27 protein-coding genes are annotated in these 26,678 nt (G+C 65.3%); 8 read left to right on the top strand and 19 right to left on the bottom strand.

The features are described 5' to 3' along the window. Window positions 1–44 precede the first annotated feature (44 nt). The 5 genes from NQK35_RS01240 to NQK35_RS01260 are packed head-to-tail and all read left to right on the top strand — an operon-like array spanning window position 45 to window position 6,572. Window positions 45–1,097: a PhoH family protein gene (locus NQK35_RS01240; RefSeq protein ID WP_257114317.1), complete on the top strand. Its 1,053-nt coding sequence runs from the start codon at window positions 45–47 to the stop codon at window positions 1,095–1,097. Continuing rightward, the gene (ybeY, locus tag NQK35_RS01245; protein WP_048743309.1) at window positions 1,094–1,543 is read left to right on the top strand and encodes an rRNA maturation RNase YbeY; all 450 of its coding nucleotides are present in this window, start codon (window positions 1,094–1,096) and stop codon (window positions 1,541–1,543) included. The genes NQK35_RS01240 and ybeY overlap by 4 nt, the downstream gene beginning before the upstream one ends. Beyond that, window positions 1,540–2,895 (top strand): hemolysin family protein, encoded by a 1,356-nt coding sequence (locus NQK35_RS01250; protein ID WP_009212141.1) that lies wholly within the window; start codon window positions 1,540–1,542, stop codon window positions 2,893–2,895. The genes ybeY and NQK35_RS01250 overlap by 4 nt, the downstream gene beginning before the upstream one ends. Before the next feature lies 1 nt (window position 2,896). Beyond that, window positions 2,897–4,105 (top strand): GTPase Era, encoded by a 1,209-nt coding sequence (gene era, locus NQK35_RS01255; RefSeq protein WP_257114319.1) that lies wholly within the window; start codon window positions 2,897–2,899, stop codon window positions 4,103–4,105. A 1-nt stretch (window position 4,106) separates the two neighbouring features. Next, the gene (locus NQK35_RS01260) at window positions 4,107–6,572 is read left to right on the top strand and encodes an excinuclease ABC subunit UvrA (RefSeq protein ID WP_257114320.1); all 2,466 of its coding nucleotides are present in this window, start codon (window positions 4,107–4,109) and stop codon (window positions 6,570–6,572) included. 446 nt (window positions 6,573–7,018) lie between these two features. Here the strand turns inward: NQK35_RS01260 and NQK35_RS01265 are convergent, their stop codons facing one another. From NQK35_RS01265 to NQK35_RS01320, 12 genes are all read right to left on the bottom strand, one after another. Then, window positions 7,019–7,693, bottom strand: a complete 675-nt coding sequence (locus NQK35_RS01265) for a LutC/YkgG family protein (protein WP_009212138.1) — start codon at window positions 7,691–7,693, stop codon at window positions 7,019–7,021. A gap of 1 nt (window position 7,694) precedes the next feature. Further along, window positions 7,695–9,299, bottom strand: coding sequence for a LutB/LldF family L-lactate oxidation iron-sulfur protein (locus NQK35_RS01270; RefSeq protein WP_257114322.1), 1,605 nt, complete (start codon window positions 9,297–9,299; stop codon window positions 7,695–7,697). 1 nt (window position 9,300) lies between these two features. Beyond that, a complete protein-coding gene (locus NQK35_RS01275; RefSeq protein WP_034230985.1) occupies window positions 9,301–10,098 on the bottom strand; it encodes a (Fe-S)-binding protein in 798 nt (265 codons plus the stop codon). 295 nt (window positions 10,099–10,393) lie between these two features. Then, complete coding sequence (locus NQK35_RS01280) at window positions 10,394–10,873, bottom strand: hypothetical protein (RefSeq protein WP_257114325.1); 480 nt, start codon at window positions 10,871–10,873, stop codon at window positions 10,394–10,396. Further along, on the bottom strand, window positions 10,870–11,163 hold the full coding sequence (locus NQK35_RS01285) for a hypothetical protein (RefSeq protein ID WP_009212134.1): 294 nt from the start codon (window positions 11,161–11,163) through the stop codon (window positions 10,870–10,872). Before NQK35_RS01285 ends, NQK35_RS01280 begins: the two co-directional genes overlap by 4 nt. Window positions 11,164–11,451: 288 nt before the next feature. After that, window positions 11,452–12,012, bottom strand: a complete 561-nt coding sequence (locus NQK35_RS01290; RefSeq protein WP_257114327.1) for a hypothetical protein — start codon at window positions 12,010–12,012, stop codon at window positions 11,452–11,454. A 57-nt stretch (window positions 12,013–12,069) separates the two neighbouring features. Further along, window positions 12,070–12,654 (bottom strand): hypothetical protein, encoded by a 585-nt coding sequence (locus NQK35_RS01295; protein ID WP_257114328.1) that lies wholly within the window; start codon window positions 12,652–12,654, stop codon window positions 12,070–12,072. 22 nt (window positions 12,655–12,676) lie between these two features. Then, entirely contained in the window at window positions 12,677–13,246 is a 570-nt protein-coding gene (locus NQK35_RS01300) for a hypothetical protein (RefSeq protein WP_257114330.1), read from the bottom strand. Between the two features lie 104 nt (window positions 13,247–13,350). Beyond that, window positions 13,351–13,935: a hypothetical protein gene (locus tag NQK35_RS01305; RefSeq protein ID WP_048772205.1), complete on the bottom strand. Its 585-nt coding sequence runs from the start codon at window positions 13,933–13,935 to the stop codon at window positions 13,351–13,353. A gap of 359 nt (window positions 13,936–14,294) precedes the next feature. Continuing rightward, window positions 14,295–15,509, bottom strand: a complete 1,215-nt coding sequence (locus NQK35_RS01310; protein ID WP_048772210.1) for a hypothetical protein — start codon at window positions 15,507–15,509, stop codon at window positions 14,295–14,297. A gap of 6 nt (window positions 15,510–15,515) precedes the next feature. Further along, entirely contained in the window at window positions 15,516–15,794 is a 279-nt protein-coding gene (locus NQK35_RS01315) for a hypothetical protein (protein WP_048772213.1), read from the bottom strand. Window positions 15,795–15,893: 99 nt separating this feature from the next. Continuing rightward, on the bottom strand, window positions 15,894–17,555 hold the full coding sequence (locus tag NQK35_RS01320) for an L-lactate permease (protein WP_257114331.1): 1,662 nt from the start codon (window positions 17,553–17,555) through the stop codon (window positions 15,894–15,896). Window positions 17,556–17,737: 182 nt separating this feature from the next. Between NQK35_RS01320 and leuA the strand changes: the two genes are divergently transcribed. Beyond that, window positions 17,738–19,492, top strand: a complete 1,755-nt coding sequence (gene leuA, locus NQK35_RS01325) for a 2-isopropylmalate synthase (RefSeq protein ID WP_257114332.1) — start codon at window positions 17,738–17,740, stop codon at window positions 19,490–19,492. Between the two features lie 66 nt (window positions 19,493–19,558). On the opposite strand, the gene NQK35_RS01330 is transcribed toward leuA, so the two are convergent. Both NQK35_RS01330 and NQK35_RS01335 read right to left on the bottom strand, forming a co-directional pair. Next, window positions 19,559–20,143 (bottom strand): TetR/AcrR family transcriptional regulator, encoded by a 585-nt coding sequence (locus NQK35_RS01330; RefSeq protein ID WP_048743293.1) that lies wholly within the window; start codon window positions 20,141–20,143, stop codon window positions 19,559–19,561. 313 nt (window positions 20,144–20,456) lie between these two features. After that, window positions 20,457–20,996, bottom strand: a complete 540-nt coding sequence (locus NQK35_RS01335; RefSeq protein ID WP_009212124.1) for a TetR/AcrR family transcriptional regulator — start codon at window positions 20,994–20,996, stop codon at window positions 20,457–20,459. A gap of 242 nt (window positions 20,997–21,238) precedes the next feature. On the opposite strand from NQK35_RS01335, the gene recO reads away from it, so the two are divergent. Beyond that, entirely contained in the window at window positions 21,239–21,976 is a 738-nt protein-coding gene (gene recO / locus NQK35_RS01340) for a DNA repair protein RecO (protein WP_009212123.1), read from the top strand. Then, window positions 21,973–22,797, top strand: a complete 825-nt coding sequence (gene uppS / locus NQK35_RS01345) for a polyprenyl diphosphate synthase (protein ID WP_009212122.1) — start codon at window positions 21,973–21,975, stop codon at window positions 22,795–22,797. Before recO ends, uppS begins: the two co-directional genes overlap by 4 nt. Here uppS and NQK35_RS01350 read toward each other — a convergent pair. The 5 genes from NQK35_RS01350 to NQK35_RS01370 form a co-directional block, all read right to left on the bottom strand. Next, the gene (locus tag NQK35_RS01350) at window positions 22,794–23,333 is read right to left on the bottom strand and encodes a hypothetical protein (RefSeq protein ID WP_009212121.1); all 540 of its coding nucleotides are present in this window, start codon (window positions 23,331–23,333) and stop codon (window positions 22,794–22,796) included. The genes uppS and NQK35_RS01350 overlap by 4 nt on opposite strands. A 90-nt stretch (window positions 23,334–23,423) precedes the next feature. Next, a complete protein-coding gene (locus NQK35_RS01355) occupies window positions 23,424–23,822 on the bottom strand; it encodes a Fur family transcriptional regulator (RefSeq protein ID WP_009212120.1) in 399 nt (132 codons plus the stop codon). Window positions 23,823–23,847: 25 nt separating this feature from the next. After that, window positions 23,848–24,759, bottom strand: coding sequence for a metal ABC transporter permease (locus NQK35_RS01360; RefSeq protein WP_257114334.1), 912 nt, complete (start codon window positions 24,757–24,759; stop codon window positions 23,848–23,850). Then, a complete protein-coding gene (locus NQK35_RS01365; protein ID WP_257114335.1) occupies window positions 24,752–25,591 on the bottom strand; it encodes a metal ABC transporter ATP-binding protein in 840 nt (279 codons plus the stop codon). Before NQK35_RS01365 ends, NQK35_RS01360 begins: the two co-directional genes overlap by 8 nt. Further along, complete coding sequence (locus NQK35_RS01370) at window positions 25,588–26,598, bottom strand: metal ABC transporter substrate-binding protein (RefSeq protein ID WP_257114336.1); 1,011 nt, start codon at window positions 26,596–26,598, stop codon at window positions 25,588–25,590. Before NQK35_RS01370 ends, NQK35_RS01365 begins: the two co-directional genes overlap by 4 nt. Window positions 26,599–26,678: the final 80 nt, after the last annotated feature.

Here is a 26,678-nt window from a genome sequence, read left to right on the forward strand (position 1 = left end):
CACGGCCCCACCTCGCACCGAGGGCGGCGTAAAATAGAGCCAGTATGACTACGGAGAACACTGAGCCGACGCTCGCGGCGGTCACCCTCGCGCACACGACGGGCCGCGTCACCATCCCCGCAGACATGGACCCCATCTCGGTCCTCGGCGTGGCCGACCAGGTGCTGCGCGCCCTGGAGCGGGGCTTCCCGCACGTGCGCTTCCTCGTCACCGGCAGGGAGATCTCCCTGGCGGGCGCACAGGCCGACATTGACGTGGCAGCCGGGCTCCTCGAAGAACTCATCGGGATGGCCAGGCGCGGCACCGCCCTGGACGCGACGGCCGTCGAACAGGCCATCGGGCTGCTGGGGCGCCTGGCCTCGGGCGAGGCCCCCACCGAGGAGATTCTCTCGGCGCGCGGGCGATCCATCCGCCCCAAGACCCCCGGGCAGAAGGCCTACGCTGACGCGATCGACCGCGCCACCATCGTCTTCGGTATCGGCCCGGCAGGCACGGGCAAGACCTACCTGGCGATGGCCCAGGCCGTGCGTCGCCTCCTCTCGGGCGAGGTGCGCCGCATCGTCCTGACCCGCCCGGCCGTCGAAGCGGGCGAGAACCTGGGCTTCCTGCCCGGCTCCCTGACCGACAAGATCGACCCCTACCTGCGCCCCCTTTACGACGCCCTGGGCGACATGCTCGACCCCGAGGCCCTCCCCAAGCTCATGGCCGCCGGAACCATCGAAGTGGCGCCGCTGGCCTACATGCGCGGGCGCACCCTCAACGACTCCTTCATCATCTTGGACGAGGCCCAGAACACGACTCTCGGCCAGATGAAGATGTTCCTCACCCGCCTGGGCTTCGGATCGAAGGTCGTCGTCACGGGCGACGCCTCCCAGGTTGACCTGCCCGGCAGCCAGACCAGCGGCCTGGCCCTCATCGAGTCCATTCTCGGCGGCATTGACGACATCGAGTTCTGCCACCTGACCAGCGCCGACGTCGTCCGCCACGAACTCGTGGGCGCCATCATCGACGCCTACCAGCGCTTCGACGACCGCAGCGCTGCGCGCCGCGCGCGCTCGCGCAGCCACCACACAGCACGCAGGGAGTACACGCCATGACCGAGGTCATCAACGAAACCGACTACGACATCAACGTCGCCGAGTTTTCAGCGCTGGCCGACTACGTGCTCGACCAGATGCACGTGAGCTCGGACGCCGAGGTCAACATCATCTTCATCGAACCCGAGCCGATGGAGGAACTGCACGTGCGCTGGCTCGACCTGCCCGGCCCCACGGACGTCATGAGCTTCCCCATGGACGAGCTGAAGCCCGGAACGGCGGACCACCCCACGCCCCCCGGCATGCTCGGCGACATCTGCATCTGCCCGCAGGTCGCCGCCCGCCAGGCGGCCGAGTCCGGCCACAGCGCCGCCGAGGAGATGCTCCTGCTGGCGACCCACGGAATGCTCCACCTCCTGGGCTACGACCACGCCCACGACGCCGAGCGCGAGGTCATGTTTGCGCTCCAGCGCAAGCTCTTGCTGACCTTCCTGGCCACGCGATGACCCTTGTCCCCTCGGCCGCCTCGGCCGCCTCGCTCCCGGGCGTGCCCTCGCTGGCGTTGCTGCTCCTGGCGCTCCTCGCCCTCGTGGCCGCGTCGCTGGCCCAGTGCGTCGAACAGTCCGTCCAACGCCTGACCTTGGCGGGGGTGGAGGACCTCGTCGAGGAGGAACGCAAGAACGCGCGCACCCTCTACGCGCTCGTCGACCACCAGCGGCGAACCCTGCTGTCCCTGCGGGCATTCCGCACCTTCTGGCAGGTCGTCTATGCCGTCATGGTCACGATCGTCCTGGCGGGCACGGGCATGCCATGGTGGGCGGTCGCGCTCATCGCGGTTTTCGCTACCGCCGCCCTCCAGCTCCTCTTCGTGTCCTTCATCCCCGCCCGCTCGGGCGCCCGCAACCCCGAGGGCATCGCCCTGGCGGGAGCGGGATTCGCCTGGCGCCTCTCGCGCCTCAGTCACCTGGCCGACCCGGTGCTGCGTCGGCTGCGTTCCGCGCGCCCCGCTCCCGTCCCCACCGAGGCTCAGGTGCGTGCCGAGCTGATCTCCGACCTGCGTGAGATTGTCGACGAGGTGGGCGAAACCGAGGGCTTCGAGGAGGAGGACCGCGACATGGTTCGCTCCGTCCTCGACCTCGGGCACACCCTCGTGCGCGAGGTCATGGTTCCGCGCACCGATATGGTTACCATCGACGCGGACGCGCCCGCCCGCTCGGCGCTGCGTCTTTTCGTGCGTTCCGGCTTTTCGCGCGTGCCCGTCGTCGGCGATGACGTCGATGACATCCGGGGCATCCTCTACTTCAAGGACGTGGTCTCCCGGTGGGAGGCCAACGGCGGCCAGCTGGACATGCGCGCCGAGCAGATGATGCGCGCCGCCGAGTACGCGGTCGAAATGAAGCCGGCCGACGACATGCTGCGCCAGATGCAGGCCCAGCGCTTCCACATGGCGATCGTCATCGACGAGTACGGGGGCGTCGCCGGCCTGGTGACCCTGGAGGATATCCTCGAGGAGGTCGTCGGAGAACTCACCGACGAGCACGACCGCCACAGCGCCGAACCCGAAGAGATCGAGCCCGGGACGTGGCGGGTTCCCTCCCGCTACCCGATCTCCGAGCTCGGGGAGCTCCTCGGGCGCGACATCGAAGACGAGGACGTGGACTCCGTCGGAGGACTCCTCGCCAAGGCGATCGGCAAGGTCCCCCTCCCCGGTGCCACCGGCACGCTTGCGGGTGTGACGATGAGTGCGGAGGAGGCGCGCGGGCGACGCCGCCAGGTCTCCACGATTCTCTGTCGCCTCGACCCCGATTATCCTGCCCTCACCCCCGACCAACACCCCGCCGACGACAAGGACAACTGACATGCGATTCCCCTCCGACGACGAACTCATGGCCGGCCCCAACGCCCTCGGGGACGCGCGCATCGAGGTGGCCGCTGATGCCGCGGACCCGGAAGCCGACGCTCGCGCGCAGATCCACTCCGGCCTCGGCGAGGCGAGCGAGACCGGGGGTGAGCGGGGCGACGACGCCCAGTTCGACGACGGCGGGGTGGACCCGCAGGACCTGGAGGACGAGGAGGACGCGGACCTGGACGCCTTCGAGGCGCTGACCTCGCTCGCATCCCTGCGTGAGGATGCGGCCGCGACCATTGAGGTCCCCGACTTCCCCGAGGACTTCCGCGCCGGCTTCGTCTCCATCGTCGGGCGTCCCAACGTCGGCAAGTCGACCCTGACGAACGCCCTGGTCGGGGCTAAGATCGCGATCACCTCGGGTCGCCCCGAGACGACCCGCCACAACATCCGCGGCATCGTGCACGGGGATAACTACCAGCTGGTGCTCGTCGACACCCCCGGATACCACCGTCCCCGCACGCTGCTGGGCAAGCGCCTCAACGATATGGTGCGCGAGGCCCTCTCCGAGGTCGACGTCGTGCTCTTCTGCCTGCCCGCCGACCAGCGCATCGGTCCAGGCGACCAGTTCATCGCCCGCGAGCTGCGCTCCGTCAAGCGTCCGATCATCGCCGTGGCCACCAAGTGCGACGCGGTTGCGCGTGAGCGCGTCATGAAGCACCTGCTCGCGATCGAGAAGCTGGGGGAGTGGGCGGCCATCGTGCCCGTCTCCTCGGTGGAGGGCAAGGGCATCGACCACCTGCGCGACGTGCTGGCCCAGACCGTGCCGCTCTCGCCGCCCCTGTACCCCGACGGGGACGTCACCGACGAGTCCCGCGACACCCTCATCGCCGAGTTCATCCGCGAGGCCGCCCTGGAGGGGGTGCGCGACGAGCTGCCACACTCCCTGGCCGTCCAGGTCGAGGAAATCATCGAACGCCCCCGCCGCGAGGGCGACGAGCGGCCGCCCATGCTCGACATCCACGTGAACGTCTACGTCGAGCGCGACTCCCAGAAGGCCATCATCATCGGCCGCAAGGGCTCGCGCCTCAAGCAGATCGGCACCCAGGCGCGCACACACATCGAGGAGCTGCTGGGGCGGCGCGTCTACCTCGACCTGCACGTGCGCACCGCGAAGGACTGGCAGTCCGACCCGAAGATGCTGGGACGATTGGGCTTCTGACGTGCCCGACGTCATTCGCGTGCGCGGTGCCCACGTCCACAACCTCAAGAACGTGGACATCGACGTTCCCCTGAACTCCTTCGTCGCGATCGCGGGTGTGTCCGGGTCGGGCAAGTCCTCCCTCGCCCTGGGCACGCTGTATGCGGAGGGATCGCGGCGCTACCTTGAGTCCCTGGCGACCTACACGCGCAGACGCATCTCCCAGGTGGCCAAGGCCTCGGTCGACGAGGTCGCGCATGTACCCGCCGCCCTTGCGCTGCGTCAGCGCCCGGGCGTGCCCGACGTGCGCTCAACCTTTGGCACGGCCACGGAACTCCTCAACCACCTGCGGCTCCTGTTCTCGCGTGCGGGCTCCTACTTGTGCCCCAACGGGCACCGTGTGCCGCCCTCGCGAGCCGTCGCCCTCGAGATTCCGCTCGTGTGCCCGACATGCGCGGAGTCCTTCTATGGGCTCGGAGCCGAGGAGATGGCCTTCAACTCTGGGGGCGCGTGTCCCGTGTGCGAGGGGACGGGCGTCCAGCGCCTCGTGAACCGTGACGCCCTCGTGCCCGATCAGTCTCTCACCATTGACGAAGGGGCCGTCTCCCCGTGGGGATCCCTCATGTGGAAACTCATGAAGGACGTCGCTAGGGAGATGGGCGTGCGTACCAACGTGCCTTTCCGAGACCTGACCGACGGAGAAAAGACGATCGTCTACGAGGGCCCGCCCGAGAAACGGCACATCGTCGTGGCCACCAAGACGGGAGGCACGGACCTGGACTTCACATACTTCAACGCGGTCGCCACCGTCGAAAACGCGCTGTCGAAGGCCAAGGACGAGAAGGCCCTCGCCCGCGTCTCCAAGTACCTCATCACCCGCACGTGTCCCGCCTGCGAGGGCACGCGGCTGGGGGAGCGGGTGCGCTCCACCCTCATCGACGGTATGGACCTGGGAGCGGCCTCCCGCCTGACCCTGACCGAACTGCGCGAGTGGGCCTCGCGGGTCCCGGGCCTTGTCCCGGATGAGGTCGCGCCCATGGCCCGCGTTATCGTCGACGAGATGACTGAGCCGATGGAACGCCTCGTCGAGTTGGGCCTGTCCTACCTGTCGCTGGACCGCGCCTCCTCGACCCTGTCCAACGGCGAACGCCAGCGCGTCCAGCTGGCCCGCGCGGTGCGCAATCGCACGACCGGGGTCCTCTACGTCCTCGACGAACCGACGATCGGCCTGCACCCCGCCAACGTCGACGGGGTCCTCGCGATTATCCGCGAGCTGATCGCCGACGGAAACAGCGCCGTCGTCGTCGACCACGACACGCGCGTCCTCGGGGCTGCCGACCACCTCATCGAGATCGGCCCGGGCGCTGGCGCGAACGGTGGCAGCGTCATCTTCCAGGGGTCCATCGACGAGGCCCGCGCCGCCCCCGCCTCCCGCATTGGCCCGTACATGGCGGGCTCGCGCAGGGTTGAACGGCAGACGGGGGAGTCGGAATCTGGCGCGGACACGGATGGGCGCGGCGCGATTCACCTGGAGACCTTGCGGATACACACGGTGGCACCGCTGAGCGTAGACATCCCCGTGGGGACGCTGACGGCGGTGACGGGCGTGAGCGGGTCCGGCAAGACGACGCTCGTGCTGGAATCGCTGGTTCCCGCGCTGCGCGCCCAGCTGGCGGGTGAGGCGCTGCCCGGGCACGTGCGCGACGTGGATGCCGCCGGGATGTCCCGCGTCAACCTGATCGACGCGACGCCCATCGGCGTCAACGTGCGCTCGACCGTCGCCACATATTCCGGGGTGCTGGACGAGCTGCGCCGCGCCTTCGCTCGCACCGAGGAGGCAACAGCCGCCGGGCTGAAGGCGGGCGCGTTCTCCTACAACACGGGCTCGCTGCGCTGCGCGACCTGCGACGGTACCGGGCAGATCACCCTGGACGTTCAGTTCCTGCCGGACGTGGACATCGAGTGCACGCAGTGCCGGGGGAGCCGCTACGGGACCCAGGCCAATGAGATCCGACGCGAGGGCCTGAGCCTGCCCGAGATCATGACGATGAGCGTGGACGAGGCCCGGGTGGCCGTGCGCGGACTCAAGAAAGCGGGTGCTCTCCTCGAGACGTTGTCCAGCCTCGGCCTGGGCTACCTGACGCTGGGGGAGGCCACGCCCGCCCTGTCCGGCGGTGAGGCGCAGAGACTTAAGCTGGCCTCGGAGATGGGACGCCGCCAAGATGGGACGCTGTTTGTCTTCGACGAGCCAACGATTGGCCTGCATCCGGACGACGTGCAGGTCCTCCTCGACGTGTTGCAGCGCCTCATTGACCGCGGCGCGACCGTCCTGGTCATCGAGCACGATGTGGACCTGATTCGCTGCGCCGACTGGGTGATCGACATGGGGCCGGGCGGCGGAATTGAGGGCGGCCGCATCGTCGCACAGGGGACGCCGACCGATATTGCAGCCAACGAGGCCTCGGTGACGGGCCGCTATCTGCGCTGACGGGGTCATCATTACCGGCTCGGCGCCCTGTGCCCGGGCTGGTTGTGGCGGGGAGGGGATGGGTTCTGTCAGTTCCGCGTTTGTTCTTGTGTGTTGGGGCGCTGCACCCGATCCGTAGGCAATGCACCTCTTCTGTTCGGGTGCACTGCCCCTGTTTGGGTGCACTGCCCCTGATCGGGTGCACTGCACCTGATCGGGTGCACTGCCCCTGTGCTTCTGGCGGCTGGTGGCTGCCTGGGGTGTAGGGCTCAGCTGCGCATTGAGTGGTTCGGGGTGCAACCCGTCGTGGCGCCGGGCTGCGCATAGAGGGGCGCACGGCGCCACCCGTAGGGCCCAGTTGGCGAGGCCTCGGCGGCGGGCCGCTACCTGCGCTGAGGTCTTCGGGACAAAACGAGCGCCCGGCTGCGCAATGGCAGCCGGGCACAAGTGTTGTCAGAGCGAAACGCTCACTTGACGATGACGACCCGCAGGAAGCGGGGGCCGTGCACGCCGTTGACACGGACGAGCTCGATGTCGGAGGTCGCAGAACCACCGGCGATCCACGTCATGGGGCGCGTCGGGTTCTTGCCGAGGATATCGACCGCCTGAGGGACCGTGGGCACGATGTCCTCACGCCTGAGGACGACGACGTGTGTGTCGGGCACCAGGGAGATGGCGCGGCGCCCCTGGTCCGGCTCGCCATCCAGGACGATCGTTCCCGAAATGGAGATTGCGACGCGGCTGCGGGTGACCACGGCGTCGATCTCGTCCAGCTCCAGGGTGGGGATGGCCTTCTCGCGACTGTCTTCGCGCACCGTCCTGCCCTCGCGGGCGGCCGCCTTCTTGAAGGCCTCGTCCAGGCCGGTGGGGACGACGACCGAGGTCGCCTTCTGATCGACCAGGAACGAAGAGATGGCGTCGGCAGCCTCGTCCTCGCTGGAGACTACGACGACCTGCGCGGAGTAGTCCTCAAGCTTCTCGATCATCTCTTCCACGACGGCATCCGAGCCCGGAGCGTGCTCGGTGGAGCGGATATAGTCGCGGGGAATGGGACGCACGGGGCGGCCCTGCTGGGAACGGGAAATGGCGTCGCGGGCGCGCGCTAGGATCGCGGTCTTCGCGTCCATCGTGATCTTGCTCATGTCACGCCTCCTCGGGGGTCGTGCTGGTGGTCATGCCGTGCTCGGAGGCGAGCGGGATGCCCGTGGCGGGCGCGTCCGTGCGCGGAGCGTTCGCATCGGAGTCCGCGTGCGTGCGCTTCCACCACTCGCGGAACGTCTCCTTGGGGGCGACGGGCAGGTCGCGTGCGCGCGTCCACAGCGAGGCCGGGAAGGGCAGCGCCCCGATCGACCCCTTCTTCGCGAAGAGCCGGGTGGCCTTGGCGGGCTTGCCCGCGGCCTTCCACAGCTTCGCGTTGGACATCATCGGTGTGGTCACGCCCATCGCCAGGTCCCACACGTCCGGCACGATGTTGCGCTTGACGTCAACCGTGCGGGCGCGCATGTGGATGAGGATGGTCGGAATGTCGATCTTGACGGGGCAGACCTCGCCGCAGGCGCCGCACAGGGAGGACGCGAAAGGCAGGGTGTGCACCGGATCCTTCTCGTCCAGGCCCTGGGTGAGCTGCGGGGTGAGGATCGCGCCGATGGGGCCCGGGTAGACGGAGCCGTAGGCGTGACCCGAGGTGTGCTGGTACACCGGGCAGATGTTCATGCACGAGCCGCAGCGGATGCAGGCCAGGGCCTGGCGGCCGATCGGGTCGGCGAGGACCTTGGTGCGCCCGTTGTCCATGAGGATCAGGTGGAACTCCTGGGGGCCGTCGCCCGGGGTGACGCCCGTCCACATGGACGTGTAGGGGTTCATGCGCTCGCCGGTGGCGGAGCGGGGCAGCAGCTGGGAGAAGATCTCCACGTCCTGGAAGCGGGGGACCAGCTTCTCGATGCCCATCAGGGTGATGAGCGTGTCGGGCAGGGTCAAGCACATGCGGCCGTTGCCCTCGGACTCGAAGATGGAGACGGTTCCGGTTTCCGCGATGCCCATGTTGGTCCCGGAGACGGCGACCTTGGCGTGCAGGAACTTCTTGCGCAGGTGCGCGCGGGCGGCGCCCGTGAGCTCGGTGGGGTCGTCGGAGAGGTCGCGCGGTGCGTCCTCCATGCGATCGAGGAAGATGCCGCGAACCTCGGAGCGGTTGCGGTGGATCGCCGGGACGACGATGTGGCTGGGCATGTCGTCGGCGAGCTGGACGATCATCTCGGCGAGGTCCGTCTCGCGGGCGTTGATGCCCTGAGCCTTGAGGTACTCGTTGAGGTTGGTCTCCTGGGTGGCCATGGACTTGACCTTGACGACCTCGTCGACGCCCTTGGACTTGATGATGTCCGCGACGATGCGGTTGGCCTCGTGCTTGTCGCGCGCCCAGTGGACGATGCCACCGCGGGCGGTGACGTTGCGCTCGAACTCCTCGAGGAGTTCGGGCATGCGGGACTCGACTTCGAACTTGACGGCCTCGGCAGCGTTGCGCAGGTCCTCCCAGTCCGGCATCTCGGCGACTCGCTGTCCGCGCTTGGTGCGAATCGTGCGCGTCGCGTGTCCGAGGTTGCGGCGCATCTGGGTGTTGGCCAGGGTCTTGTGTGCGCCCTCGGGGAAGGAGGGGCCCCAGCGGAGGGTGTCTTCGGGGATGGTGACGGTGGTGCGCCAGCCGCCGGTGTGTGAGTCGGGGGCGGAGGGCATTCCGATGAACGTTTCGGTCATGTCAGATCACCTGTGCGCTTTCGGGTGCGAAGGAAATGTTGCCCTCGAAGGGCTGGTCCTTGGTGGAGGCCAGGATTTCGGCGAGGTGCATGGGGCGGATGCCGGAGTTGAGGCGGGAGAGGCCCCCGCCCACGTGCATGAGGCAGGAGTAGTCGCCCATGACGAGGACCTCGGCGCGCGTGGACATGACGTTGGTGACCTTGTCCGCGAGCATCGAGGTGGAGGTCTCGGAGTTCTTCATGGAGAAGGTGCCGCCGAAACCGCAGCAGACCTCGGCGTCGGGCAGGTCGATGAGGGTCAGGCCCTCGACGTTGCGCAGCAGGCGGTAGGGGCGGTCGCCGACCTTGGCGATGCGCAGGGAGTGGCAGGTCGGGTGGTAGGTGACGGTGTGGGGGAAGTATGCGCCCACGTCTTCGAGGCCCAGGACGTCGGTGATGAGTTCCGTCAGGTCATAGGTGTGCTGGGCGATGCGCTGGGACTGCTTGGCCAGCTGCTCATCGCCCACGTGTTCGGCGACAATCTTCTGCTCGTGGCGAGCTGCGCCGGTGCAGGAACCGGAGGGGACGACGATGGCGTCCCACTGTCCGTCCAGGACGGGTTCGAAGGCCTTGACGTGGTTGCGGGTGATCTTGGCTGCGTCTTCGAAGTAGCCGGTGTTGGCGTGCATCTGGCCGCAGCAGACCTGGTCTTCGGGGAACACGACTTCGTGGCCGAGGCGCTCAAGCAGGGTCACGGTGGCTTGCGCTGCCTGGGGGAACATGACGTCTGCTAGACAGGTGGAAAAGAGAGCGATGCGCACGGGGGATCCTTCCTCGTAGGTGCTGTCCAACTCAGGGTATGGCTGGGCCGGAGGTCCCAGCGACCGATATTGTCTGGACAACACTTGCGAGGTTGGCCTATCCGCTATTTTCCGCGGGAAAGTCCGCGGAGGCGATCGGTGAAAAATCGCCCCTCGCCGAGCGTTTTGGGACTTTCGGGGAGCGACTTAGCTCAGAGTGTGTTTTCGTTTTTCGTTTTTCGGTGGTGCCTGGCATGCCCGGACCCTCCGCTGCCTCGCAGATGGACGAGGCGTGGGGGAAGCCCCGCCCGGTTGGCTACAGGTCGCCGATGGGGGCCTGGTGGTCGTAGTCCATGAATGCCTCCACGTACACCTGCAGGTTGTTCTGGTGCCTGGCCGCGTTCGGGCCTAGGTTCGGACCGCCCATGAGTCCGACAACCGGACTGACTATGACGTGCCAGTCCTCTGTGACCATGAAGAACCTCTCGGACGCAATGAGTTCCAGGTAGCTGATGACCGTGCGCTGGAGGTTCTCCTTGTTCGAGCAGTAGGTGTCGATGGCCTGGTCGACCGAAATAATGTCGTTGATGTGGTCAGTGATTTGCTGGTCGAGCCGCTGCAACCGGGCGATCGGCTGCTGCGAGGTGTCGCCCTGCCATCCCGCCTGGACGTGGCCCCTGGCCTCGTTGACCCCGCTGCGCCTGGCCTGGTTGTTGCTCTGGGACTGGCGCAATTCGCTTTGCACGGTGCGAAGCGACGACAGGTCCATGGACAGAAGCTGGCTCTTGGTGATCATGAATCCCCCTGGGAACGTTGGAGTTCGGCGATTGCCCGCGCAATGTCGCCCTGCGTCGTCTCGTAGACCCTGATCGTTTCCCGCAGGTCCTTCTGCGTCTTGTCGATGTCTTGGTCCAGCTTCTGGTCGTCATTGTTCAGCGTCGTGATCGAGGCGGTCAGCCTGCTGACGTACTCGCGGCAGCAGGGGTCCCCACCCGGCTGCGAGATCGTGACGCTGGAATGTGCTCCCTGGTCGAGGCTGGCTGCCGCCCGCTCAACCTCGTCGCTTGAGAAGCGTAAGTATGGCACGGTTGCTCTCCTTCAGTGAGGTTATATGTGCCAGGCTACTCGCGCCGGGAGGCTGGAGCAAGCGACTCCCACCACCCGGTCAGATTGCGATGTCGTGCGTTGGGCGGCTATTGAGGCACGGAGGCTTGGGGCAAACGGGGTGCATGCCGACGCGAGCGCCGCGACGGCGGGCGCGGGTGCGAGGAGTTGAAGAGTGGGCTTCGTGTGTTTCCTTAGGTGTGAAGTCTTCGATACGTTCATCAACGAGGCTGGGGTGGGCCTAGAGGATGAGGCGAAGCACCGTGGCGCTTAGGAGTGGCCGATGGCGGTCAACACGAGAAGGTGGCAATCTTCGGACATAGCCAGCGCCTCGAGGTTCATGGGACCGAAGTCGCGTGGGATCTTCTCCTTATCCGGTGCGAGGGCATTGTCCGCAAACTTCGGGTCGATGGTGGTGAACTGGCAGTCCTGGGGGACGTACTCGTAGAGATCGGGATAGATGCTGGGTAGGAGTGTGTCGGTGGTTGTCCCCTCCGTTAGGAGCTGCACCGTCTCGTCGGGAACGGTGGCAACAGCGGTGAGCCAGAATTCGGGGTCCTGTGCGGGGATAAAGGTAAGTGCCGGGGAATACTCGAGGACGACGTGCGCTTCGCTCGCCTCCATGTTCGGCCAACGCACGTTCACGGAGTCCGTCCGGGCCTTGACGGTCGGCTCTTCGTCGCTCTCGAAGACAAATTCAGAGAAGCGGGGATCCTGCGGGTATTGAGTCGGCGTGGCCCTCGGTGTGTCCTTGGGGGTGAACGGGTTGCAGGCAGCGGTGAGCGCCGCGACCACGAGCAGCGGTACGATGGTCTTAACAGTGAGTTTCATGTTTTCCTACGGCTGATCGTTCGGCTGTCATTGACGGAGCCTGGGGAGGAGTGGCAATCAGCTGCCGCGGTGGCCGAGGGCGGTAATGACCATCAAATGGCAGTCCTGTGTCACGGCGAGATCCTGGATGATCATCGGATCAATTGTGGGCACGGTTGCGTGTGAAAATTGGGGGCGCTGGAGAGTTTTGTTCGCGTGTTCGAGATCAATGTTGCTGAAGGTGCAGTCTTTAGGAACGTACTCGTAAAGGCCCGGGTAGATGCCTGGCAGCAGGGTTCTGTTGTCGTTCGTCTTGTTGAGGAGCATCGTGGTTGCTTCATCAGAGATGGTCGCGACGCCACTCATCCAAAATTCGGGTTCGTTGTTGAGTTCAAAGAAGCCAGTGCGGGAAAACGCGAGGGTGAGGTGAGCCTCCGTCGCATCCAGGTTGAGCCATTGCTTGTTGAGAATATCGACGCGCTCTTGAATTTCCGGTTTTTCCGTGAAGGTGTACCGGAACTCAGCGAATCGAGGGTCCAGCTTCGATGGGCTGAGTGTAGTTTTGTGGCTGGACGAACGCCCAGAGGAGGCCGACGGAAGACAAGCGGATACCAGAGCGATAACCGCGAGAGCTGGGGCGAGAAGCTTGAGAGTGGGTTTCATGAGTGTCCTGAGCGTTGGTGTGCTAGGCGTTGAGGCCATCGCCGGTGACGATAATGAGATTGCACTGCGCGGAGACAGCAAACTCGCGGATCTCGAATGATCCCCAGTCCGAATAGATGGCGTCCGGATCGGTGCCGAGGACCTTGTTTGCAACGGCCGGATCAACGGTCGTGAAAGAGCATTCCTCAGGTACGTACTCGAACAAGAGAGGGTGGATGCCGGGCAACAACGAAGATCCTCCGATGTTGTCATCTACGAACATGGCGATCGTCGTGTCGGGGACCTCGGCGACACCGGTCAGCCAGAATTGGCGGTCCGGCGTCGGCTCCCGGTCGGCGCCATCCCGGAAATGTGCCGTGATAACGTGCCCGTCGGCCGCCCCCAGTCCGGGCATACGCTCGTTGAATGAGTCGACACGCTCCTGTACCTTCAGCTCGTCATCGGTCTCGTACGTGAACTCGGCGAAGCGTGGGTCCTGCGGGTACTGAGTCGGGGTGGCCCTCGGTGTGTTCTTGGGGGTGAACGGGTTGCAGGCAGCGGTGAGCGCCGCGACGGCGAGCGTAGATGCAAGGAGCTTAAGAGGGGTCTTCATGTGTTTCTTTAGGTGAAGTCTTCGGTACTTTCGTCAACGAGGCCGGGGGAGTTACCACTGCGCTCCTGGAGAGCATGTCATGGTGGCGATGGTCAGGAGAATCGTTACTGGGATTGGCCAGGATACGAAGGGGGAGTGAAACTGTGCCCGAGCGCTGTTATGACGATGAGATTGCAGTCTTCTGACGCTGCGAGTCCGGTGATGTCGATCGGAGCGAAGCCTTTCGTTGCCTCGTCTAGGTCTACTCCGAGGCGATCATTGGCGAATGCGGTGTCAATGTTCGTGAAGTGGCAGTCCTGGGGGACGTACTCGTACAGTCCTGGGTAGATCCCGGGCAGAAGGGACGAGTCGCCGATGCTGCCGTTGATGAGCTGCGCGATTGTCTCATCCGGGACAGTAGCGACAGCCGTGATCCAGAATTCTGGTTCCGTCTGGGGAACGCCGATACCCGAACGTGAGTATTCGACGACGACGTGAGCTTCCGTGGCGTTGATCTTAGGCCAGCGTAGGTTGAGGGAATCGACGCGTGTTTGGACCTTTGGTTCTTCGTTAAAGTCAAAGACGAACTCGGAGAAGCGGGGATCCTGCGGGTATTGAGGCGCGGAGGCTTTGGGGGTGAACGGGTTGCAGGCAGCGGTGAGCGCCGCGACGACGAGCATGGGAAGAAACAAACGAAAGTGTGACTTCATTGGTCAGGCTCCGACAGGGAACAAGATGTACACGTAGTTCCCGCAGACCGCCACGTCGGTCGCGGGAAAGCTGAGGCCCAGATATGTTGGCAGGTCGGGTCCCGTCAACCAGGTCTCGCCTATAAGGTGCGCGAGACTGTCAGGCAGGTGGAGCTCGCCAGTGTATTCACCGATGCAATGCTCGGCGAAAACTCTACTCCACTCGTCGGTCGCCTCCACGCAGATAATCAAAAACCTGTCTGAAGGCCCGATCAGAAGTTCCCCTGGGCGCAGGAAAATGCTCCGGTCCAGGATCTGAAAACAACCGTGCGCCGGAAACAAACGGTCGAGCCATTCATCCGATAGTAGCTGTCGTGAACTCACCATGGCTTGTACTTTTCGTAGTCTTTCGTCTTGCGGTCTTCATTGCTTTCGGTAGCCTGCGTATCCAGCATGGGAGGCTGTTCACCGACCTTCCACGTGTAGGTGCGGGTCACACTGCCGCTGCTTTGGAAGCTCTTGCCCCACCCGAGCTCCTCAAAGCGCCCGTTGACAGCATCTGGCGTGCCTGAACCTGAGTCATGCTCGCCCCGATTGAAATTCCACTTATCCCGAGCGTAGACGGTGACGGTCGCGGTCACGGTGTCCCCCTCCACTTTGACGGCCGTGTTGGTGTACATCGTGTGGCCGCCAATGGTTCTCTGCCAGTTTTCGGTGGCCGGATTGGGGACTGAATGCTTAGGGGAATATAGCGTCACGTCAGTCTGGCCGGCCATCACTGCCTCGTTTGCAGCCTGCAGTGATGCATTGAGGTCCGTGTTGACGTAGTTTCGGATTGCGGCGTCGTCCCTGTACGCCTTTTCGTAGTCAAAGGTCTTGGGGGTGCCCGTATTTTCCCGAAAGTGCCCGTAGAAGTCGGCTGAGTCGTAGTGTTGCAATACCCCGGCCGCCGCTAGCTGCATGACCTTCCACTTGCGCCAGTTGTCGTAGTCCTCCTGAGTTGCCTGGCCTGCTTTCGACCCGTATGGAAAATCGTCGTCCCACTCGATGGTTCGGTCGGGTTCGATGGTTGAGAAGCCCTGTGATGTTGTGTAGGGTTTGACATATTCACCCGAATCGGTGGCCGCTTGTAGGTCATACCGTTCGAAAGTTGACACCAACATACTCAGGATCATTTGCCGTCCACTAGCGTCGATAAACTTCGCCCCGAGGTAGGCAGGAGAAACTGCCGACAAAAAAGTATTCGAAGGGGTGACGATCCAGTTGTTGTTCACACAAAATGCATCAAGTTCTGCCTCATCAACATAATCGATCACGTCGCGTTGAAGCCGCTGCTTGTTAGTGCGATATGTGGTGAGTGCCGCCTGTGTCTGTTGGATCATGGTCATGTGAGCGTTGATCCGCTGCGCGAGTGTGTCCAGCTTGGCGATGATCGCTTGGGCACTCTGTCCCTGCATGCCCGACGCAATTGTCTCCTTGGCGTGGGCGATATCGTCCAGCTTGTCCTGATTGGCTTGCAGCTGCCCGTCAAGCTCCTCGATCGCGGCGGTAAAGGGTCTTAGATCAAGCGCGTACAGTTCGGTTTTAGTGACCATCTGAGATTACCCCTCGATAAGAGCAGCAAGTGAATTCGCGATGTCATTCTCTATCGCCTCGAACGCCTGGAGCGTCTCCAACATGCTGGAGTGCATTGCCTTGAGTTCGTCCTGGATACTCGCTTCTTCTGCGTTGAGGTCATTGATCGGCTCGCTCACCCGTTGCGCGTAGACGTGGCTGCAGGCGTCCCCTGTAGGAGGCGTCACCTTGGTGCAGGTCGCCGCTTCGTCCACGTATTGAGCGGCCGTGCGTAGGGCGTCGCTGGAAAAACTTAAGTCAGCCACTTTCGTGTCCTTCGTCGGTGCTTCTGATGGGAGCCTACAAGGCGCAGGTCTCGGGAGGCAAATCGCCTCCCGAGACCTGCCGAGCGGGCGTGGCGCTGCTCAGTTCGGCATGTAGGCGCCGAGCCAGCCCTGGGATGCGACGAACACCAGGACACACAGGACCAGGAGCAGGCCGATCGAATAGGGAGCGGCTTTCTTGAGGATCTCCGCGTCCGATCCTTCCGCATCGACCGAGGTCGCCGCAATCGCCAGGTTCTGCGGGGAGACGATCTTTCCGATGCCGCCACCGATCGTGTTGGCCGCCAGGAGGATGCGCGGATCCAGGCCGGCTCCGGCGGCCGCCGTGGACTGGAGGTTCGCGAAGAGGGCACCCGCGGAGGTCGCGGAGCCTGCGACGGCGGTGCCGATCCACCCCAGGATGGGGGAGAGGAAGGCGAACGCGGCGCCCGTCGTGGCCAGCGCGGCGCCGATGGAGGTGGTCTGACCCGAGAAGTTCATGACGAAGGCCAGGGCCATCACGGAGGCGATGGTCAGGATCGCCATGCGCAGAGAGTAGATGGTGCGCGGCAGCACGGCGAACATCTCGCCCACCGAGGTCTGGAAGCGCCCAGCCGAAGAGTTCATCCCATACACGATCGCCACGATGATGCCGGTGACGAAGATCCACGTACCGGGGTTGGACAGGACCTGCAGCGAGTAGATCGCCGCCCCCGATGGCTGACCGTCGGCGCCTAGCAGATTGCCGTAGATGCCCGGCCAGGGGATCTTCACGTCCGTGGAGGACAGGAACGCGGTGATCGGCTTCGCGAGCTTGGTGATCGCGATGATGACGACGACGAGCACGTAGGGCAGCAGTGCCAGGCCGATGCGCGCACCCGTGGGCTTGTCGGACTCATCGGTCGTGGTTGCGCATTCCTCGGGTGTCGTGGGGCCCCACAGCAGCAGGAACACGTAGCAGGCGGCGAATCCGAGCAGGGAGGCGACGACGGCGGTCAGCTCGTAGGAGATCGCGGGGGTGAAGAAGTGTCCTACGCCGGCGGCCGTGCCCGCGACGAGACCGAGGGGCCACAGCTGACGGACGCCTCGGCCACCATCCAGGATGAAGAGCATGAGGAAGGGAATGAAGAGGCAGAAGACCCAGGTCAGGTGCCCCATGTTGGCGGCCACCTCCGTTGCCTCGGCGCCGCCGAGCTTGCCGGCGGTGGTCGTGGGGATCGCCATCGCACCGAAGCCGACGTTGATAGCGTTGCCGACGACCGTGACGACGGCCGCCTTGATCTTCGACACGCCCAGGGTGACCAGCATCGCGCAGGTGATGGCGACGGGGGCTCCGAAGCCCGCCAGCCCCTCAAGCAGGCCGCAGAAGCAGAAAGCGACGATGAGCGCCTGAGCGCGCTGGTCGCCCCGCCCGATCGCGTTAAAGACGGCCTTCAGGTCGGCGCTGCGTCCCGACTTCTCGGTGAGGTTGTACAGCCACACCGCGGCAATGATGATGTAGATGATCGGCATGAATCCCATCGCGGCGCCCTGCGTGCCCGCCAGCAGTGCCAGGTCGATGGGCATGTGAAAGGCGAAGACCGCGATGATGAGCGAGAGCACGAGAGCGATGATCGAGCACCAGTGGGTCGCCACCTTGAAGACGCCCATGAGGACGAAGAAGACGACGAGGGGAAGAAGCCCCACGACGGCGGTGAGGAAGACGTTGCCCGCGACTGCGGTTGTCGACGGGGTAAAGGATTGGGCTAACAAGAGAGAAGTCATGGCTGCTCCGCGCGTCAGTGAGTGGGACATTGGACCCAGTTATCATGACATATGAAGGCGGGGGTGTACACATTTTTGCGCATTTTTCTTTGGCAGTGCTGGCCGGGGGAGCGCGCCGCATCTCACGTCCAGCATGCGCAGCTCCGCCCCTCCGGCGATAGAGCGCCGATAGACTACACAGCGTGAAGACTACATCCCGCGTTCCCGTTCCTTCCGGCTCACCCATGCCCGTCGGCAAGTACCGGGCGTTCCTGGAGACGAATCCCATTGACCTGCCGGATCGTCAGTGGCCCTCCAAGCGCATCACGAAGGCGCCGCGCTGGATGTCCACCGACCTGCGCGACGGGAACCAGGCGCTCATTGAGCCGATGGATCCGGCCCGCAAGCGCCGCATGTTCGACCTGCTCGTGGGCCTGGGCTACAAGGAGATCGAGATCGGCTTCCCCGCGGCATCGCAGACGGACTACGACTTCGTGCGCTCGCTCATTGAGGACGACGCCGTCCCCGACGACGTGACGATCTCCGTCCTCACCCAGTCGCGTCCGGAGCTCATCGAGCGCACGCTCGAGGCCATGGTCGGCTTCCCGCGCGCCACGGTTCACCTCTACAACGCGACCGCTCCGGTGTTCCGGCAGGTGGTGTTCCACGCGGACAAGGCCCAGACGGTTGAACTCGCCCAGGCGGGCGCGCGCGAGGTGATTGCTCAGGCGGAGAAGCGCCTCGGGGACGAGACGATCTTCGGCTTTGAGTACTCTCCGGAGATCTTCGTCGATACCGAGCTGGACTTCGCCCTCGAGGTGTGCGAGTCGGTCATGGACGTGTGGGAGCCGGGCGAGGGCCGGGAGATCGTCCTGAATCTGCCCTCCACGGTGGAGCGCTCGACCCCGAACGTGTTTGCCGACCAGATTGAGTGGATGAGCCGGAACCTGAGCCGCCGTGAGTACGTGGCGCTCAGCGTCCACCCGCACAACGATCGGGGAACGGGCGTGGCCACCGCCGAGCTGGCGCTCCTGGCCGGCGCGGATCGGATCGAGGGCTGTCTGCTGGGGCAGGGCGAGCGCACCGGCAACGTGGACCTGGTGACGCTGGGCCTGAACCTCTTTAGCCAGGGCATCGATCCGGGCATCGACTTCTCGGACGTGGATGCGATCCGCCGCACGGTGGAGTATTGCACGCAGATGGAGACCTCGCCGCGAGCCCCCTACGTCGGAGACCTCGTCTACACGAGCTTCTCGGGCTCGCACCAGGACGCGATCAAGAAGGGCTTTGCCGCCCGCAAGAGCGCCGTCGACGCCGCCGGGGGTGACGAGAATGCGGTGATCTGGGAGCTTCCCTACCTGCCGATTGATCCGCACGACGTGGGCCGCTCCTACGAGGCCGTGGTGCGCGTGAACTCGCAGTCCGGCAAGGGGGGCGTCGCCTACCTGATGTCGACGGCGCACGCGCTGGAGCTGCCACGCCGACTGCAGGTGGAGTTCTCTCGCATCGTGCAGCGTCACACGGACACCTACGGTGGCGAGATCAACGCGGCCACCCTGTGGCAGATCTTTGCCGACGAGTACCTGCCGACCAGCGCCGCCCCCGGCCTGGAGGCGTGGGGGCGCTTCGAAATGCGTGCCTCCCAGGTGACCTCGAAGGACGAGGAGAACGTCGCTCTCGAGGCGACCCTCATCGATTCCGGTCAGCCCATCAAGGTGCAGGCCACGGGGACGGGACCGATCGATGCCTTCGTGTCTGCCCTGCACGAATTCGATCTGGACGTGCGCATCCTGGACTACGCCGAGCACGCGATGAGCCAGGGGCGCGACGCTCGCGCCGCCGCATACGTGGAGGCCGCCGTGGAGGGGCAGATCGTGTGGGGAGTGGGCATCGACCCGTCGATCACCCGCGCCTCGTACAAGGCCGTCATCTCTGCGGTCAACCGCGCCCTGCGCTGAGCGGGCGGGGAGCCGACAGAAGCCTGGGCTGCCCCGGCCTCGCGCCTCAACGAGGCCGGGGCGCGCCTAGCCGCGCGGAGCCGAGGAGCTCGGATCCTCGGCGAAGAGGGTGAGGGCGCGGCGCACCTGACCACGAAGGACGCGCGAAATCCTCTCGGTGAGGAGGAACGGGTCCGCGCTCATGCCGGTTGCCAGCCACTGGCAGACGTGGCCGAGAACCGAGAGGGTGAAGTGGTCGGTGACGAACGCTCGGTCTTCCTCGCTGACGTCCAGCCCCTCGCTGTGATGGGCGACGATAGGCTCCATGACGGACCGCAGCTGGCGGTGGAGGAAGACCTGGAGCTCGTCCATCGTCAGCGACGACACCACGGATCTGGTCTCCTGGGGGTGTGCCTGCATCCACACGAGCATCGACAACAGCCCATCGGACCAGTTCTCGGGCGTCGAGTGAGCGACGATCTGGTCGGCGACCTCGCGTTTGAAGACCCACGCGGTCAGGTCGCGGATGTCGGAGAAATGGTAGTAGAAGGCCTGACGGGTCACGCCGGCGGCGCGCGTGAGACCGGAGACCGTCACCTTTGAGAGGGGCACGGTCTTCAGCGCGTCACGCAGGGCGAGAGCAAATCTTGTTTTCGCATCGGTGTGGGCCATGGGAGATCCTCGTCGACAGCACAGACTTGTTTCGGCGAACTATACATGCCAGAACGCGGAACCGCGAAATCCTGCCCGTAGGCAGAACTAGACAATTGTATAACGCGGCGAACCTCACACGCATCCAGTCTGAGTGTAATGGGCGCGACATCGCGCGGCGGTGGCGTTGGGTGGGCTGCGAATCGGTCGGACGCCCGAGAGCTGATTTGTGACAACGCCGCGGTCGCCTAGGGGCGGCGAAACCCCGGCCCGCGTGGAGCGAGGCCGGGGTTGAAGTCGGCGTGTGTGCCTGAGCGCGGTTGGTGGGAGTGCGCTACTTGGTGATCCGAGCCAGTGCCGGTCCGGTCTGGTCGGTCATGAGGATCTTCATGCGTGCGATTGCGAGCGAAGGGTTAACCTCCAGCCCGGAGAGCATCCACTGGGCAATGTGCGCGGTCGCGGCGAGCGCGAAGTGCTGGGCGACCACGTCGCGCGCCGTGGCCGAGGCCGAGGACGGCAGCCGGGGCTCGATCTGCTCCTGGATCTTCGAGGCGAAGAATGCCCACAGGTCGTTCGACTCGATGGTCTTCATCGCCGCGGAGGCCTCGTCGCGATGGTTGTGGATCCACATCATCGTCGCCTCCACCGCGTCGAGCCAGTTGTCCGAACTGGCGGTCAGTCGCGATGTGATCTCCTCGCGGAACACCCAGGCGTTGAGATCATTGAGGGAGCTGAAGTGGTAATAGAATGCTTGACGGGTGACCCCTGCTGAGCGTGTCAGCGCGCTGACAGAGATCTTTGACAGGGGCGTCTGTGTGAGTGCCTGGCGCAGTGCCGTGCCAAGCTTTTCACGGGCGTCAATCGGGGGTGCCATCTGTATCCTTCCTTCAATGGTTGTGAGTAAACTATAATAAGTTACGAGAAAACTATCTAGTTGAATTCTGTTCTTTGTGTGTGCTCTCGACCACGCTGTCAGTTTCTCATACTTTCGTGACGCCGTGCGCGGTAATGCTTGTCGGTGGACACGACACCCCCTTTCACAGGCGATTTCGCGCCGAGCGCACGGGGGTGACGGCGGGCGCCCGCGCCACGCTGCCGTGACACAATGGCTGCGTGATGAAGTCCTATCGTGACGAGGCGATCGTCCTGCGCACCCACAAACTGGGTGAGGCGGATCGCATCATCACCCTGCTCACCGCCGAACACGGCCAGGTTCGCTCGGTCGCGAAAGGGGTGCGGCGCACGACCTCCAAGTTCGGTGCCCGAGTCGAGCCCTTCTCCGTCATCGACGCGCAGCTCCACCGCGGACGAACCCTGGATACCCTCACGCAGGTCGCCTCGATCGCCCAATACGGCGACGCCATCGCCGCCAACTACGACCTCTACCTGGCTGCCACCGTCATCGTCGAGACCGCAGAGCGCCTCACGACCGATGCCACCGATGGCACGCACTCGCAGTACCTCCTGCTCCTGGGGGCTCTCAACGCGCTGGCGCGCTCCCGGCACGACCCGACCCTGATTCGCACCTCCTACACGCTGCGAGCCCTCGCCCTGGCGGGTTGGGCGCCCTCGTGCTTCGACTGTGCGATCTGCGGCAGCAAAGGACCGCACGGGTCCTTCTCCATCCCCGATGGCGGCACGGTGTGCGACACCTGTCGTCCGCCCGGCGCCTCCTCGCCCGCCCCGGACACGGTTGCCTTGCTCGGCCAGCTTCTCAGCGGAGACTGGGCGCGGGCGGACGGGTGCGAGTCCTACGCGCGCGCCGAGGCCTCGGGCCTCATCTCGTCGTACACTCAATGGCACCTGGAGCGTCGCCTGCGCTCACTCAGCGTCATCGACAGGAGCCGCTCATGACGAAGACTCGACTCACCCCCGTTGACCGCGCCCCCGCCGACCCCGCGGCGCCGCTGCTCGGACCGGGCCAGTGGCACCGCAGCGCGCCCGACTTCCGCCGCGGCGAGGTGCCCGCCCACGTCGCCCTCATCATGGACGGAAATGGCAGATGGGCCAACGGCCGGGGCCTCGGTCGAACCGAGGGGCACCGTGCGGGGGAGTACGCCCTCATGGACACGATCGCCGGAGCGATCGATGCCGGCGTGCGCTACCTGAGCGTCTACACGTTTTCGACAGAAAACTGGAAGCGCTCGCCCGCCGAAGTCTCCTTCATCATGAACTACGCCTCCGACGTGCTCGCCAGGAGAACGGATCAGCTCGCCCAGTGGGGAGTTCACGTCAGGTGGAGTGGGCGGCGTCCCAGGCTCTGGAGAAGCGTCATCAATGCCCTCGAGAAAGCCGACCGCGCCACCTCGCACTGCTCCACGCTCGACCTCATCATGTGCGTGAACTACGGGGGGCGAGCCGAGCTGGCTGACGCTGCTCGCTCCATTGCCGAGGGCGTGGCCGCCGGTCGGCTCAGCCCGCGTGGCGTGACCGAAAAGACCCTCGCGCGTCACCTCTATCTGCCCGATGTCCCCGATGTCGACCTGATGATTCGTACCTCGGGGGAGCAGCGCATCTCCAACTACCTTCTGTGGCAGATGGCCTACGCTGAAATGATGTTCGTCGACACCCCCTGGCCGGCCTTTGATCGCGAGGAACTGTGGGGGTGTCTGGAGGAATTCGCCGGGCGCGAGCGGCGCTTCGGTGGCGCCGTCGACCGGGTAGCCCAAGCCTAGGCGTTCTTCTTCTGGGGTGCGGCCTGTGTGCCTCGCCGCCTGCGGCGCCCATAGATGATCATGGCCGCGATGAGGGCGACGAGGAGGAGCCCCGCCCACCCCCACGGGGATCCGGCTATCGCGCGGACCGCCGCGGCGAAGACCGCGAGCATTCCGAGACCGTAGAGGATCGCCCACAGCACGCATCCGGGGATCATGGCGATCGTGTAGGTGGTCCAGCGCATGCGCACCAGGCCGGCGCCGGCGTTGACCGCCGTCTGCACGCCCACCGTCAGGAAGCACAGGGGAATGATGATGAGACCCCAACGATCCAGCAGCGTCGCCCCCTTGCGAGGGACGGGGCCGTTGAACCACCGGGCGATGGCCCCGACCAGGCCGCCGCGCCCGGTCGCCCGCAACGCCCCGGAAGCCGCGCCGCGTCCGAGCCAGTAGGTCATTTGGGCGCGTGAGAGAACGACGAAGAAGAGAAAGACGAAGAGCCAGATGCCTTCGCGGGCAAACGGCGGAACGATGGACTCGATATGCGCGGCAAACATGAAACTCCCCAGAAGTGGACGAACATCACAAAGCCTACCCTAATCTAGCTGTGGGTGGCATCGGCGGCCTTTCGTTCGCCGCCCTCGCCCCTAGCGCCGCTTGGCCCCGTTGCGGCACGAGGAGCACAGACCGAAGAGCTCGAAGGAGTGTTCCACCTCGGTGAATCCGCTGGCCGTGGCCACCGCGTCAACCCAGGACTCCATCTGCGAGGGCTCAAACTCCTTCGTGAATCCGCACTCCCGACACACCAGGTGATGGTGGTGGCGGGGCGTGACGCACGAGCGGTAGAGCGTCTCCCCATCGGCGGAGCGCAGCGTATCCACCCGGCCGTCCTCGGACAGGCCCTGGAGTGACCGGTAGACCGTCGCCAGCCCGACACGCTGTCCCTGGACGTGCAGGTCCTCGAAAATCTGCTGGGCGCTGCGAAAGTCGCTGACACGAGCGAGTTCGTCCAGGACCGCCTGACGTTGCTTGGTCATCCGTTGCATAGGTTCTTCGCCTCCTGCGGTCGAGTCACGGAGCGGAATGCTCCGGGTGCTGGTTGTGGGCGCGCGCCTGGCGCAGTCGCTGAACGCGTCGAACCCGATCGAGGACCGCCCTGACGGTGAAGGCCACGGCGTAGAGGCCGATCGCGCCGACGACGATGGTCGCACCGGGGGACAGGTCGACGAAGTACGTCAGGGAAAGTCCGCATGTGCAGATTATGACGCCCAGGGCCATCGCGATGCCCATCGTGGAACGGAAGGACCTGGCGCCCAGCTGAGCGATCGCGACGGGAATGACCATGAGGGCGCTCACCAGGAGGGACCCGACGACCCTCATCGCGACCGCGACGGTGAGGGCTGACAGGATCGCGATGAGGAGTGAGAGCGCACGCACGGGTAGGCCGGTCGACCTGGCGAAGTCCTCGTCGTTCGTCACCGAGAAGAGTGCGGGCGCCAGGCCGAGGCCCAACGCGATGATCGCGACGCCGAGGATCGAGATGAGCGAGATGTCGCTCCACCGCACGGTCGAGATCGAACCAAAGAGGTAAGAGTTGAGCTGGGCCGAGGTTCCTCCGGCCAAGCCGATGAGAAGGACGCCGCCGGCGATGCCCCCGTAGAAGAGCATGGCCAGGGCAGTGTCCCCGGAGGTTCGACCGCTCTGCCGGACGAGTTCGATGGCAACGGCGCCGAGGACAGACACGACGATTGCCCCTGGGATCGCCCAGGAGTTGGCAGGGGTGACGTTCGCGACCGCGCCAAGGAGCCACCCGAGAGCGACGCCGGTGAGGGAGATGTGGCCGATGCCGTCCCCCAGCATGGCGAGCCTGCGATGCACGAGGTAGGTTCCGATGATCGGTGCCGTCACGCCCACGATGATCGCCGCCAGGAGGGAGCGCTGCATCATGGGGGAGGAGAGCAGGGTGGTCAGTGCGTCAATCACGGGTTCCCCTCCAGATCCCGCCGACGAGGCCGGCGTCTGCCCGATCCAACGGGGTGCCTGCCGGAAGGTGGCAGTGCTCGCCGTCGTGGTGGCGCTCGTGGTCGTCGGCGATGTGAGGGGGCCCGTCGTAGGAGACGTGTCCGGCGCTGATCTGTAGTTCGCGGTCGAGGAGGGGGCCGAGTTCGCTGAGCTCGTGCAGCACGACGAGGATCGTGGTTCCCTTCGCCTTGGCGTCGGCAACGATGGAAGCCAGGCGCTGGCGGGAGGCGGCGTCGATTCCGGCCATCGGCTCGTCCATGATGAGCAGGCTCGGATTGCGCACGAGAGCGCGAGCGATGAGGACGCGCTGGGCCTGCCCACCCGACAGGATGTTCACCGCGGAACGCGCGCGGTGTGCCATGCCCACCCGCTTGAGCGCCTCCATCGCCCTGGCCGTGTCGCCGGGCAGGTGCCACAGGCGGGTGGGGCCGAGCAGGCCCGAGGAGACGACCTCGATGGCGCTGGCGCTTACGGCGCCGCCCGAGGAGACGCGCTGAGGGACGTAGCCGATCTTCCTCCACGGCACGCGCCGCCGAGAGGAGATGGAGTGGCCGAAGAGGAGCGCGTCCCCGCTCGTGATGGGCGCGTTGCCTAGGAGTGCCTTGACGGTGGTCGACTTGCCCGACCCGTTGGATCCCGTGATCGCGACCGCCTGTCCGGCCGGGATGTCGATCGTGATCCCGTGCAGGATCAGGTCCGTGTCCCATGCCACGTGAAGATTCTGCAGACGCACGACGGCGAGCTCCCCCGTGGTGGAGGTGCCCGCCGTGGCGTCAGTGTCGCTTGTTGTCACTGGCAGTTGAGTGCTTTCGTGAGCGCGTTGATGTTGTCGTTCATCGTCGCGGCGTAGTCCTTGGAGGCATCGGTTTGGGACTCGATCGGGTCCAGGACCGCGGTCTCGATCCCCAGGTCGTCGGCCAGTGTCTGGGCGACCTTCGGGTCGATGAGGGCCTCGGTGAAGATCGTGGTCACGCCCCGGTCCTTGGCGATCTGGGCGATTTCGGCCAGGCGGGCCTGGGAGGGAGAGGAGTCCGGATCCAGCCCTGAGATCCCGACCTGCGTCAGGTGCGCCCGGTCGGCCAGGTAGCCGAAGGCGGTGTGGGCGGTGACGAACGTCGTGACCGAGCACGAGGAGGTTTTCTCCACGAGGGTGTTCCCGAGGGCGTTCATCTCCTGAGCGAGGGCCTGTGCGTTGGCCTTGTACTCGTCCGCGTGGGCGGAGTCAGCCTCGGCGAGCTTGTCTCCCACCAGGGTCGCGGCCTGCGCCATGCGGACAGGGTCGAGCCAGAAGTGGGGGTCGGCGGTCATGTCGTGATCGTGACCCTCGTGATCATGCCCCTCGTGACCCTCGTGATCATGTCCGGACTGAGCCTCCTCGCCTTCCTCCTCTTCTGCAGGGTGGTTGGCGTCCGCGCCCGCGTCAATCAGCTGGGCGGCTGAGGAGACATCAATGACGGTCTTGGGGCCCTGCTGCTCGATGGCTTCGTCAACCGCGCTCTGGAATCCGGCGAGGTAGACGACCGCGTCGGACGAGGACAGCGCGTTGACCATCTTCGGCGAGAGCTCAAGGTCGTGCGGCTCCGCGCCATCGGGAGTCAGTGAAGTGACGGAGACGTGCTGGCCGCCGACCTTCTCGGTGAGGTACTTCAGCGGGTAGAAGGACGCCATGACGGCCAGGGTGCCGTCCTTGGCGGCATTGGAACCGGATCCTGACTGGGCGGGGGAGGAGCACGCGGATAGGGCGAGCGCTGTGGCGGCCGCGCAGGCGGCGGCAAGGATTCTCTTCGACATGAGAATCATTCTCTTTCCGATCGAGAATCTTTGTCAAGTCATTCTCGGGTGGTGAATCCCTCCCCGCGAGGAACGTTGGGCGCGCCGGG

The sequence above is a fragment of the Schaalia odontolytica genome (assembly GCF_024584435.1).
In the GTDB taxonomy this organism is placed as follows: domain Bacteria; phylum Actinomycetota; class Actinomycetes; order Actinomycetales; family Actinomycetaceae; genus Pauljensenia.

What these genes read in the sequence shown, in the direction of transcription:
- NQK35_RS01290 (WP_257114327.1), bottom strand. Translation starts at nt 12,012, where the DNA reads ATGAAACTCACTGTTAAGACCATCGTACCGCTGCTCGTGGTCGCGGCG.
- ybeY (WP_048743309.1), top strand. Translation starts at nt 1,094, where the DNA reads ATGACCGAGGTCATCAACGAAACCGACTACGACATCAACGTCGCCGAG.
- NQK35_RS01295 (WP_257114328.1), bottom strand. Translation starts at nt 12,654, where the DNA reads ATGAAACCCACTCTCAAGCTTCTCGCCCCAGCTCTCGCGGTTATCGCT.
- NQK35_RS01370 (WP_257114336.1), bottom strand. Translation starts at nt 26,598, where the DNA reads ATGATTCTCATGTCGAAGAGAATCCTTGCCGCCGCCTGCGCGGCCGCC.
- NQK35_RS01335 (WP_009212124.1), bottom strand. Translation starts at nt 20,996, where the DNA reads ATGGCACCCCCGATTGACGCCCGTGAAAAGCTTGGCACGGCACTGCGC.
- NQK35_RS01300 (WP_257114330.1), bottom strand. Translation starts at nt 13,246, where the DNA reads ATGAAGACCCCTCTTAAGCTCCTTGCATCTACGCTCGCCGTCGCGGCG.
- NQK35_RS01355 (WP_009212120.1), bottom strand. Translation starts at nt 23,822, where the DNA reads ATGCAACGGATGACCAAGCAACGTCAGGCGGTCCTGGACGAACTCGCT.
- NQK35_RS01250 (WP_009212141.1), top strand. Translation starts at nt 1,540, where the DNA reads ATGACCCTTGTCCCCTCGGCCGCCTCGGCCGCCTCGCTCCCGGGCGTG.
- NQK35_RS01280 (WP_257114325.1), bottom strand. Translation starts at nt 10,873, where the DNA reads ATGATCACCAAGAGCCAGCTTCTGTCCATGGACCTGTCGTCGCTTCGC.
- NQK35_RS01310 (WP_048772210.1), bottom strand. Translation starts at nt 15,509, where the DNA reads ATGGTCACTAAAACCGAACTGTACGCGCTTGATCTAAGACCCTTTACC.
- NQK35_RS01265 (WP_009212138.1), bottom strand. Translation starts at nt 7,693, where the DNA reads ATGAGCAAGATCACGATGGACGCGAAGACCGCGATCCTAGCGCGCGCC.
- NQK35_RS01330 (WP_048743293.1), bottom strand. Translation starts at nt 20,143, where the DNA reads ATGGCCCACACCGATGCGAAAACAAGATTTGCTCTCGCCCTGCGTGAC.
- era (WP_257114319.1), top strand. Translation starts at nt 2,897, where the DNA reads ATGCGATTCCCCTCCGACGACGAACTCATGGCCGGCCCCAACGCCCTC.
- NQK35_RS01350 (WP_009212121.1), bottom strand. Translation starts at nt 23,333, where the DNA reads ATGTTTGCCGCGCATATCGAGTCCATCGTTCCGCCGTTTGCCCGCGAA.
- NQK35_RS01240 (WP_257114317.1), top strand. Translation starts at nt 45, where the DNA reads ATGACTACGGAGAACACTGAGCCGACGCTCGCGGCGGTCACCCTCGCG.
- NQK35_RS01305 (WP_048772205.1), bottom strand. Translation starts at nt 13,935, where the DNA reads ATGAAGTCACACTTTCGTTTGTTTCTTCCCATGCTCGTCGTCGCGGCG.
- recO (WP_009212123.1), top strand. Translation starts at nt 21,239, where the DNA reads ATGAAGTCCTATCGTGACGAGGCGATCGTCCTGCGCACCCACAAACTG.
- NQK35_RS01320 (WP_257114331.1), bottom strand. Translation starts at nt 17,555, where the DNA reads ATGACTTCTCTCTTGTTAGCCCAATCCTTTACCCCGTCGACAACCGCA.
- NQK35_RS01270 (WP_257114322.1), bottom strand. Translation starts at nt 9,299, where the DNA reads ATGACCGAAACGTTCATCGGAATGCCCTCCGCCCCCGACTCACACACC.
- uppS (WP_009212122.1), top strand. Translation starts at nt 21,973, where the DNA reads ATGACGAAGACTCGACTCACCCCCGTTGACCGCGCCCCCGCCGACCCC.